The organism is Granulicatella sp. WM01 (genome assembly GCF_004570605.1).
Taxonomy (GTDB): domain Bacteria; phylum Bacillota; class Bacilli; order Lactobacillales; family Aerococcaceae; genus WM01.
Genome location: NZ_SPPB01000057.1, coordinates 1 through 11,626 on the forward strand (window position 1 = coordinate 1; position 11,626 = coordinate 11,626).

Annotated in this window: 6 protein-coding genes and 1 pseudogene; 3 read left to right on the plus strand and 4 right to left on the minus strand. The window is 32.5% G+C overall.

Going from position 1 to position 11,626, the window contains the following annotated elements; genetic code table 11:
- Positions 1-255, plus strand: a pseudogene (locus E4T68_RS07280) (ISNCY family transposase); the annotation flags it as partial.
- Positions 256-272: 17 nt separating this feature from the next.
- Here the strand turns inward: E4T68_RS07280 and E4T68_RS10000 are convergent.
- The 4 genes from E4T68_RS10000 to def form a co-directional block, all read right to left on the minus strand.
- Entirely contained in the window at positions 273-1,505 is a 1,233-nt protein-coding gene (locus tag E4T68_RS10000) for a restriction endonuclease subunit S (protein ID WP_135125578.1), read from the minus strand.
- Between the two features lie 833 nt (positions 1,506-2,338).
- The gene (locus tag E4T68_RS07290) at positions 2,339-5,788 is read right to left on the minus strand and encodes an FtsX-like permease family protein (RefSeq protein ID WP_167753855.1); all 3,450 of its coding nucleotides are present in this window, start codon (positions 5,786-5,788) and stop codon (positions 2,339-2,341) included.
- A 90-nt stretch (positions 5,789-5,878) separates the two neighbouring features.
- Positions 5,879-6,580 carry an ABC transporter ATP-binding protein gene (locus E4T68_RS07295; RefSeq protein ID WP_135125582.1) on the minus strand — a complete coding sequence of 234 codons (702 nt, stop codon included), beginning with the start codon at positions 6,578-6,580 and terminating at the stop codon, positions 5,879-5,881.
- 344 nt (positions 6,581-6,924) lie between these two features.
- The gene (gene def, locus E4T68_RS07300; RefSeq protein WP_135125584.1) at positions 6,925-7,485 is read right to left on the minus strand and encodes a peptide deformylase; all 561 of its coding nucleotides are present in this window, start codon (positions 7,483-7,485) and stop codon (positions 6,925-6,927) included.
- 182 nt (positions 7,486-7,667) lie between these two features.
- On the opposite strand from def, the gene asnA reads away from it, so the two are divergent.
- On the plus strand, positions 7,668-8,663 hold the full coding sequence (gene asnA / locus E4T68_RS07305; protein WP_135125585.1) for an aspartate--ammonia ligase: 996 nt from the start codon (positions 7,668-7,670) through the stop codon (positions 8,661-8,663).
- A 264-nt stretch (positions 8,664-8,927) separates the two neighbouring features.
- Positions 8,928-10,913, plus strand: coding sequence for an excinuclease ABC subunit UvrB (gene uvrB, locus E4T68_RS07310; protein ID WP_135125587.1), 1,986 nt, complete (start codon positions 8,928-8,930; stop codon positions 10,911-10,913).
- The last annotated feature ends 713 nt before the right edge of the window (positions 10,914-11,626 follow it).

Consider the following 11,626-nt stretch of genomic DNA (forward strand, 5'->3'; position numbering starts at 1 on the left):
CACACAAAAGCGTTGGTTATTGAAGCATTTAATGGGGATATTTTCTTGAATATCGCTGACAACATTTATGCCACACGTTGTTTGTTAACACATGAAGAGCATTCAGCGGTGTTTGATTTGGGTGAGAATATAAAAAAAGAAAGACGCCAATACGTTCCACCACAATCACACCCGTGGAAACTGGCATCTTTCAAACGCTATCTCAAGAGTATTGGAAAAACTCTTGAAGAGTATCAAGACAACAAGCCTGCTTGATACTTTAATAGCATACATTATTTTGCCCTATAAGTGCAATGATTTTTTTGAAAATCATTGCACTTATAGTGGCCCACATTTTGGGACATTTTCATTTTCGATTGACATTGTTGAAGATATATTGTTTTGAGTTTTTGTAGATGTTCTACTTTTGATTGTTGGAGAAAAATATTAGTATTAAGCGCAATAAATAATTGACTAATTTTAGTTTGCTCTTCAAATGACTTAGGTAATAAAAATTTAAAAGCATTAATTTCTTTTACAGATACATTTGGTTGTGCTCCTGAAACTAATACAGATTTAAGTTGACTTAAAAATATATTTGACGAAACAACTGTCGAGACAATTCTATAGTCTATTCCTTTAATGGGTTGAAAATAACCTACTCGCTGATTTTGATAAATTTTTTTATTTTTATCATTTGAGAGTATCGCTACTTTTCCTGTTGTTGCCCCAGACATGGCAAGGACTACCGCTTTATCTGGAAGTAGATAATTTTCATCTTTATCTTGTTCAACATAATATTCAAACTCCCCACCAATTTTGCCATTAGAAAGAATATTTGAAATTCTAACAATGGGGATACCACTATTTTGAAATTCTAAACTTTTAAATGCAAATCCACCGCGTAAAGGAGCAATTTTTTCCAATTTCCGTTCTTCCCAATCTCCCTCAAAGTTAGCAAACCTAACTTTAGGTATTTTCTCGTCTTTAGCTGGAAACATTACTTGTAAATACGCCTTTTTTAATTGTTTTAGTAGATCCAACTTACGCTGATGAAGGGTGATAAGGTGGTCGAGATTACGGAAGTATACTCCGATTTTACTCTGTTCATCAGATGATAATGGCAACATAACATCAACTTTCCCAATTTCATCTTTATTAATTTTCATTGGAATTGCTGTTTTTAAGGTTCTATTTGCTAATCCCTTCTTTACATAATCAGATTGAATTGCATTACTTAAAAAATATGGATTTGTATTCCTATATTTTAATAACGCAAGACTGACATAATAGGCTTTTAAGTCATTATCAGTTACTATATTTGTTGTTCCTACATCACCGATTCTCGTCATTAAAATATCATTTTTTTGAGGATATACTTTATAATATCGCTTAAAATCATCTTCGGAAATATATTTTGAAGATTTTAAGATTGCAATATTTTCTACTGATAAAAACATTATTCCACTTTTTTGATATTTGGGAGTTTGATGCACTCCATCATATACTCCAACGATATCCCCCAACTTACGCTGTTCCCAAGCGTAAAATTAGAAAAAACATACTATTTTATAAAACACTTATTAATTTTTAGTACATATCCCATTATTAACTAGATGTTATCTCTCATTGAGATAATATATGTAAATCATAATTTTTTATTAAAGTAACGGGTAGTCCAAATGATATTTCAATAATGGTAAGTAGACTACATTGCTACTGCCGTACAAAACGAGTAAAGTAATAGACTTGACAGGTTATATTGTTTTTGTAATAAAAATGTTTAGTATGTGACCAGTATTATATAGGAAGTAGAACTTTTGTCAGAAGACAAAAGATGTCAAAAATTAAACAAAAAATGACTTAATCTTATAAATTAAGGTTTTTCTACAATAATTTAACACATATAATATGAAAGTGTGAATATCATATAGCACTTATTCCAGAGTATAGAGGGTAATACTATATAGGAAGTATAAGAAAAATTATACGTTCATTTAGTTGAAGAAAAGTAAGCATTATTCACGAAAAAAGTGTATGTAAAGACCATATACATATAATAGCCAATAGAACACCAAGAAAATGTTAAGTATAGAGGATATTATGTCAATAGGGTATAAAAATACAAAGAAAATAGCGAAATATATAAGAGAATGGATTAAACATACTTATTTTGCTGATAAAAGAGTAAAACGATTAGGAGAATTTTATAAGATTAGTAAGTAGAAGTGGTTCAAGAAATGATTTTGTTTGGTAGGTCTTTTAGGTTGTGTTTAATAAAAAGAAGCCCTAAATAAAAAACACCAGTTTCTACTGGTGTTTTTTATTTAGGGGATAACATCGTCAATAAATAGTCCAGTTAATCGATAGCTTTTAAGGCATCAAGCATGTTGATACGTTTTAAGTAGCGATTAATCAGTGCACCAAGTAAAGATAAGAGAATTATAATACTCACTATTGGAATGAGATAGACCCATAAATCAACATTTGGACTGAACATGATAACGGGAGTAGAAACCAAATCAATGATTAGACGGTGTAGCATTTGTCCACAGAATATCCCACAAACAATACCAATAATCGAGAGCATAATTGTTTCACGATAAATGTAAAAAGTAATTTCGTGAGTGTAAAATCCAAGGACTTTAATTGTAGAAAGTTCCCGAATACGCTCATTAACATTAATATTATTTAAGTTGTATAAAATAATAACTACTAGTAGAATAGATGTCACTAATAGAATTGACATGACTTGTGTCAATGCACTTACTTGTGCATTAATTTGCTCAAGACTAATTAATTGATGAATAGCAGTTGATACACCACTTAATAGGAGGAAGTCACTTGTTAATTTTTGTATGTTTTCCTTACTTGGATTGGATAAAGTAATTAAGTAATTACTATAATTAACTGATTTTCCAAAAATTTGTTGGTAAGTACTTGGCTGAATAAATATATTGTGTCCGGCATACCATTCCGCTATTCCAGAAACACGTAGTGTATACGTGTGATTATTCTTTTCAAGAGTAAACGTATCTCCCTCGTTTACTTGTAACAAATTAGCTAATTTGTCGGTTATAATAACACCGTCTTTTGATAAATGCAATGGCACGTTTGTTTTTCTATCTTTAAGTGTGATGTATTCATCAAACGGTGTGTTACTTGCTAATAATGTAATTGTCTGTAAATCATTAACCGAAGGGATAGCCTTTTTAAATGATTGGACATGAATTGGAAGAAATTGTTTGACTTGTTGAGAATGGAGCAAGCGTTGAATATCTTCTTTTTCTTCAGACTTAATATTTTCTTGTTCCAAAATAAGCAGTTGATACTGTATAATATCTTTATATTGATGGTGTGCAATATTTTGTAGAGATGAAATAATTCCTAATCCAGAAAAGAGCAATGTGATAGAGCCTGCCACTCCAAATATTGTCATGAACATTCTTAATTTATAACGGAAAATATTCCGTGCTGTTACTTTTTGTGTAAATGATAATCGTTTCCAAATACATGGTAGATACTCCAATAATATTTTTGATCCAGATACAGGTACTTTATGCATTAATAATGTACTTGTATGATCTTTAAGTTCACGTTTGGCTACAATAATGGACGGTAATACACTACAAATGAATGCACAGCAAAGTGTTAGTCCAATAATAGACCAGTTTGTTTTTAATAAAATAGGTGGAAGTATTGTTTGACTGAGTAATGCTTTTCCAAGTAGGATAGGAAGAATATAGACACCGACTAAAATGCCTAATAATGTGCCAGTCATTCCAGCAACTAGTCCATAGATGATAAATTTTTTCATAATATCACGTGAATGGTATCCTAGAGCTTTTAACACTCCTGAATTTGTACGTTCTTCATTAACAAAGCGTGTCATTGTTGTTAACGTTACTAATGCGGCTACGGCATATAACACAACGGGGAAAATACGACCAACAGACTCAATGCCTTTGGAAGTTGCGGAAATAACCGTATAGCCTTCACTGCCTAACATTGTAGAACGTGTATAGGTTTGATATGTTGGTAAAGTTAAATGATTTAAATCACGTTGTGCATTGACAATTGTTTGCTTTTGGTCACTGATTTCTTGATTAGCGCTGTCTTGTTTTTGTTGGAATTCATCTTGTTTTTGTTGCCAATCTTGACGAGCTTGTTGCAGTGAAGATAAAGCCTGTTGTAATTTCTCTTTCCCTTGATTGACTTGTTCTACACCTGTTTGATAATCACGTAGAGATTGTTCATACGTGTCAACACCGTTTTGATAAGTCGTTAACCCGAGTTGATACGCATCTTTTTGATTTTGGAAAGAGGTAAGTGCCTCTTGGTACTCTTGCTTTCCTTGCTGAAAAGAAGCAGTATTTTTCGTATAGTTATCTAATCCACTTTGATAAGCAGCAAAATGAATAGGGTATTCTTGTTCACGTTCTTGATATAATTTTAATGATATATCATAAGTATGTTCCTCTTGATTGACTTGTTCTTGTGCAACATCTAATTGTTTTTTCTGCTCATGTAAACGTTCAAGCGTAATGCCTTGTTCTTTAGCTAAATCTGGTTGAGTTTCTAACAACTCTTTATCTTGTTGCCATTTTTCTTTATTTTGTTGTAAAGCAAGTTTGTCTGCGTCTATTTTTTCTTTGTTTTGTTGTAGTGCTTGAAATGTATTTTGCAGTTCTATTTTTGTTTTATCTAAATAACTTTTTGTTGCACGTAATGTTTCGTCAACTTGTATTAACGTCTTTTCAGCAGTGTCTAATTCTTCCTTTTTCTGTTGTAAAGTGTTTTCTCCCTTATCAATTTTCACTTTAGCCTCATCTAATTGCTGTCTTGTGTCAATTAATTTAGCTAGTGTCTCATCTAATTGGGCTTTTCCTACACTTAATGTATTCTCTTGAATGTTAAGATTGTCTTGTTGTTGATCTAATGTGTTTTGATTATCTTGAATGATTTGTAGAGAATCATCTAACTGTTTTTTGCCGTCATTCAATTTCTGCTCTGCATCTGAAATCTCTTGTAGACCTTTGTTAATTTTATCTTTAGCCTCTGATTTAATCCGCTCTAGGCGTGGGGCAGCATTATCATTTAAAAGATTTTCAATCTCTTTTTGTCGTGCGATAACTTTATCTGTATACGATTTTGAAAAAGTATGATGAGTTGCCTCATCAAAAGAAAAACGTGCAATAGTATAAACGGATGTATGAAATGCGTCTTGGCTGACAAAGGCATAACCATTTAAGATGCCACTTCCTAATTTTGTTGGACCAAGATTAGTTTGAGATAAAAATTCACTAGATTGTGTAAATCCTGTAATAGTGAACGTATGTGTTTTTAATAGCGTAGAAGATTCTTTTTCATGAAGTGTAATGGTATCTCCTAATGCGTATTGTTTTTGAAAGGAAGCACTTAAGGCAATTTCATTGTCAGTTTTTGGTAAATCTCCTGCAATGAGGTCTGGTTTAGAGAGCGTTTTAGGATTAGAAAAGACACGGATTGATGTGGTTGACGAAGCAATAATTGTGTCAGTAAAATAACCAAATTCTACCGTTTTTTTCGCAATTTTTTGCAATTCTGCTTGATCATACTCATCTAGTCCATAAGAGCCGATAACAAATAAATCAGCTAGTTGTGTTTTTGTGACATATTCTTGAACAGTTGCGTCAATATCAGGGCTTGTTGATTGTAGGCCACTTAAACCAAATGCACCTAATCCCATAAGTGAAGCAATAGAGAGAAAACGTCCGATAGATGATGTGATAGCACGTTTCATATCTTTATATAATGTTATTTTTTTCATTATGAACCTCATAAATCTATGTGAAATGTATGTGTTGAAAAGATAAAACTTAGCAACAGGAATAATTCTATATAAAAATAGGGGGGATAATTAGTATTCCAATGTATCAATATCTTGTGGATGTTCATTAATTGTTATAGATTTAATTTTAGCATCGTGCATACGGATGACACGATTAGCAATAGGGCATAAAGCAGAGTTATGTGTGACAATAATAACGGTTGTACCGTCGTGTTGAGCCATATATTGCAAAAGTTTTAACACTTGTTTTCCAGTATGATAATCTAAGGCTCCAGTTGGTTCATCACATAGTAGTAATTTAGGATTTTTGGCAATGGCACGTGCAATAGAAACACGTTGTTGCTCGCCACCTGATAATTGTGCTGGAAAATTATTGATACGGTGAGCTAATCCGACAGCTTTCAAAGTTTCTTCAGGATCTTGAGCATTATTTACAATTTCAACAGCTAATTCAACGTTTTCTTTTGCACTTAGATTAGGAATTAAATTATAAAATTGAAAGACAAACCCTACGTCATGACGACGATAATGTGTTAATTGTTTTTCGTTAAAGTGGGCGATATTGGTTCCGTCGATAAAAATATCTCCTTCATCATTTGAATCCATGCCTCCTAAAATATTCAAGAGCGTTGATTTTCCAGCACCAGAAGCACCTAAAATGATGACTAATTCACCTTTTTCGATAGTAAAGTTAATATCATGATTTGCCACAATCGTGTTTTCACCAACTGTATAATGTTTATAACTATGCTTTACTTCAATATAAGCCATAACGTCTCCTTTAGTATACAACAATTCTTAGTTTAATTATACGAAAAAAACAGATGGAAAGCAAAATATTTTCATTAGACAATACAATGGACATGTTGATGTGAAGAAAGCAAACTGTGCTGAAGAGCTGCATACAAAAGATAAAAAATAGAAGATAATGTGATTAGTACTTTATTTAGAACACTAGTGACTGGGAAAATAATAAAAACATCTAGAAATCTACATTTATAAACGTTGATTTTTAGATGTTTTAAAAAATATTATGTCATACAATGTTTAGTTTTTCCAAGTCCTTAAAAAATTATTGTGCATGGTTAAATATAATTTGACAGAGTATATTAAGACTATTCAATAATTTTAAGGTGTTCATCTTTATAAAAAGGATTTGCTGTATTGATGTGATCGTAAAACATGACACCATTTAAGTGATCAATTTCATGTTGAACAACAATTGCTGGAAAATCACGTAAAGTTACAGTAGTAAGATTTCCGTCAATAGTGTGATATTCCACCGTAATTTTTGCAAATCGTGGAACGTATCCAGGTACTTCACGATCAACAGATAGGCATCCTTCTCCAGAGGTTAAACACGCTTTTTGAACAGAGTGCTTAATAATACGTGGATTAATCATAACTGTATTTAAGATGAATGGATCGTCTTCGTACTCTCCTGGGACGAGTAGGGCAATAATGCGTTTGGATACATTAATTTGTGGAGCAGCTAGCCCAACACCTGCTCTAAGCTGATATTTTTCAGCAATTTCTTCATTTTGGCTATTATGTAAAAACTCTAGCATTTTTTGTGCGAGCAATAAGTCATCTTGGCTTAAAGGTAATGAAACTGGTTCAGCCTTTTGACGTAAAGTTGGATGACCTTCTCTAATAATATCTTTCATTAAAAGCATACATTATTTCTCTTTTCTTTATAGTTTAATCATCTGAATACATTTTAACATATTTTAACATATTTTTAATACCAAAATGCTAAACCATTTATAAAAATAACAGTAAATAGAATAAAACTCTTTCCATTTAAATAACATCAATGTATAATGTTTTTTGTTTAAAAATAAGGAGGAATATAATTGTGCAAAAGCAATTTATACGTCAACAAAATGAAATATCTTTTGTTAAAAATACGTTTACACAATATTTAATTGATAAATTAGATATTATTGAAGCACAGGGACCTATTTTAAGTCAAGTAGGAGATGGAATGCAAGACAACTTAAGTGGTATTGAACATGCTGTATCTGTGAAAGTGTTGCAAATTCCAGAAAAAGAGTATGAAGTTGTTCATTCTTTAGCAAAATGGAAACGTCACACATTGGCACGTTTTGGATTTGAAGAGAACGAGGGAATTTTTGTGCATATGAAAGCCTTGCGTCCAGATGAGGATTCATTAGATGCGACACATTCTATTTATGTTGATCAATGGGATTGGGAAAAAGTTATTCCAACAGGTAGACGCAATTTAGATTATTTGAAAGAGACAGTAGAAAAAATTTATAAAGCAATTCGTTTAACAGAGTTAGCTGTTGAGGCACGTTTTGATATTGAGTCCGTTTTACCAAAACAGATTACATTTATTCATAGTGAAGAATTAGTCGAACGCTATCCTGATTTAACACCAAAAGAACGTGAAAATGCAATTTGTAAAGAATACGGCGCAGTCTTTTTAATTGGAATTGGCGGCGTATTGTCTGATGGAAAAGCACATGATGGACGTTCACCAGACTATGATGATTGGACAAGTGAAACAGAGAATGGGTACAAAGGTTTAAATGGAGATATTTTAGTTTGGAATCAGCAATTAGAAAGAGCGTTTGAGTTATCTTCTATGGGCATTAGAGTGAATGCAGAAACTTTAAGACATCAACTTGCTTTAACAGGAGATGAAAATCGCCTGTCATATCCATGGCATCAAGATTTATTGAGTGGAAAATTCCCGTTAACAATTGGTGGAGGAATTGGACAATCAAGATTAGCAATGTTTTTATTACGTAAACAACATATTGGTGAAGTGCAATCAAGTGTATGGCCTGAACAAGTGTTGGAGCAATATGGTAATATTATATTGTAACAAAACCAGATAAGCTAGATAAAAAAATAAATATAAATAGGAAAAATGGCTTTAAATCAAGACTTTGAACAGTTTGATTTAAAGCCATTTTAATTTTTTAGATATATAGCTATCTTTTTTATGTTAGGCATGATTAAATGATTTATAGATTTCTTTGTAGGCTGTTCACTTTGGTTAGAGTGCTTAATTTTAGGTAAACATTTTTCAAGAAAACTTGACTAAGATATGCTAAAATGAAAAAGAAAATAAAAAGTGGAGGATCTTATGACTGAAAAATTACAAGTAGTTTCTCAATATAAACCGAGTGGAGATCAGCCGAATGCGATTAAAGAGTTAGTTGAGGGCATTAAGCAACAAAAGCGTGCTCAAACACTATTGGGGGCAACAGGAACTGGAAAGACGTTTACGATTGCCAATGTTATTCAAGAGGTGAATAAACCGACTTTAGTTCTGGCACATAACAAAACGTTAGCAGGGCAGTTGTATAGTGAATTAAAAGAGTTTTTTCCACATAATGCTGTAGAATATTTTGTATCGTATTATGATTATTATAGACCAGAAGCCTATGTACCTTCTAGTGATACGTATATTGAAAAGGAATCAAGCGTAAATGATGAAATCAATAAATTACGTCATTCGGCAACAAGTGCATTGATTGAACGAAAAGATGTTATTGTTGTAGCATCTGTATCGTGTATTTATGGATTGGTTAATCCTGAAGAGTATAAGAAATTTGTGTTGTCGTTAAGACAGGGGCAAATTATTGAGCGTGATGATGTATTGCATCAATTGATTGATATGCAATTTACACGAAATGATATTGAGTTTAGGCCCGGAACTTTTAGAGTACGTGGCGATAGTGTTGATATTTTTATGGCAAGTCGAGATTCTCAAGCGATAAGAATTGAATTTTTTGGAGATGAAATTGATCGTATTCAAGAAGTTGATGTGTTGACAGGAGAGGTAAAAGCAACACGCAGTCATGTAGCTATTTTTCCTGCTGCTCATTTTGTCTCAAGTCAAGATCAAACGTTACAAGCTATTGAAGCAATTCGAGAAGAGTTAGAGGAACGCTTAGAGGTATTAAGATCCCAAAATAAATTACTTGAAGCACAGCGCTTAGAGCAGCGGACAAATTATGATATTGAGATGTTATTAGAGATGGGTTATTGTACTGGGATTGAAAATTATTCTAGACACATGGACGGACGCCAACCTGATGAACCACCGTATACTTTATTAGATTTCTTTCCAGATGATTATTTGATTGTTGTTGATGAATCGCATATTACTATGTCACAAGTGCGTGGTATGTATAATGGCGATAGAGCAAGAAAAGAACGTTTAGTAGAATATGGATTTCGTTTACCTAGTGCCGTAGATAATCGTCCTTTACGCTTAGAAGAATTTGAAGAACGTATTCATCAAGTCATTTATATTTCTGCAACTCCAGGACCTTATGAACTGGCTCAAACACCAGTTGTAACAGAGCAAATTATCCGCCCAACAGGCTTATTAGACCCAGTCATTGATATTAGACCAATTAAAGGGCAGATTGATGATTTAATTAGCCAAATCAACGAACAAATTGCAAAAGGTGGACGTGTGTTTATTACGACTTTAACGAAAAAAATGTCGGAAGATTTAACGGATTATTTAGAAGATGTTGGTATTAAAGTGAAATATTTGCATAGCGATATTCATACATTGGAACGGACAGAAATCATTCGTGATTTACGATTAGGTGTATTTGATGTGTTAGTTGGGATAAATCTGTTGAGAGAAGGTTTAGATGTTCCAGAAGTGACATTAGTTGCCATTTTAGACGCAGATAAAGAAGGATTTTTAAGAAGCGAGCGTTCTTTAGTTCAAACGATTGGACGAGCAGCACGTAATGCAGAAGGGAAAGTCATTATGTACGCTGATACGGTTACAGATTCTATGCAACGTGCAATTGATGAAACAAATCGTCGTCGTCACATTCAACAGGCTTATAATAAAGAGCATGGTATTGTGCCGAAAACCATAAAAAAAGACATTCGAGATTTAATTGCTATCACACAAGTCAGTGAAGAGCCTAAGCAAGATACTCCAGTAAAATCATATCAGGAGATGACTAAGGCAGAACGGAAAGAAAGTTTAGCAAACTTAGAAAAAGAAATGAAGCAAGCTGCAAAAGAATTGAATTTTGAAAAAGCAGCAACATTACGTGATATCTTATTGGAATTACAAGCAGAGTATAACATTTAAACATGAAAGTATTATAATCATTTGGGAGGCTAAAAGGATATGGTTATAAAAATTGTGAGTAGTTTTTCCAGACACGTCAGTTACAAAGATTAGGATTTTTTATGGTTTAGTTCTGTTGTTAAAGATTAATGGGTATATATTTTATTCAACATCATGTGAAGTGGTGTAATGTGCTGATTTACAGAAGAATATCAATTAAATAAGAAGATGAACTAAGTAAAATGTCAAATAAGTGCATTATGAAAGATAGTATGCTAGATAAGGAAAGTAGAGAGGTAACTATTGTAAATTAAATGGAATATTAAAGGTTTGTTATTTATATTGTGCAAATCTAAGATTGCATATATGACAAATAGCAAAACTAAGTAAGATGTATTCCCATTGAATATAGTGTCATTTTTGCTAAGTAAAAAATGATAAATAAACGGAAATGGCTTTAAATAAAGTAGTGTACAAGAGGTTGAGAAAAAACTAAGCTTGTTTGAAGTGATATGTTTAAAATTGCAAGGAACTGGGAAAAAACTAAAATTTTAGCCTTTCGATTAACATTTGAAAAATTGAAAACAGCTTAGAATCGACGTTTCTGGGGTGTACAATAAATCGTGTTGGTGAACAAAAAAGTTCGCCAACACGATTATTTTTTTATAGAAAAAAGTGAAGCAAACCAGTAAACTATAAGTTGAGACAAAATAGTAAAGAGGTGCTTCACATGG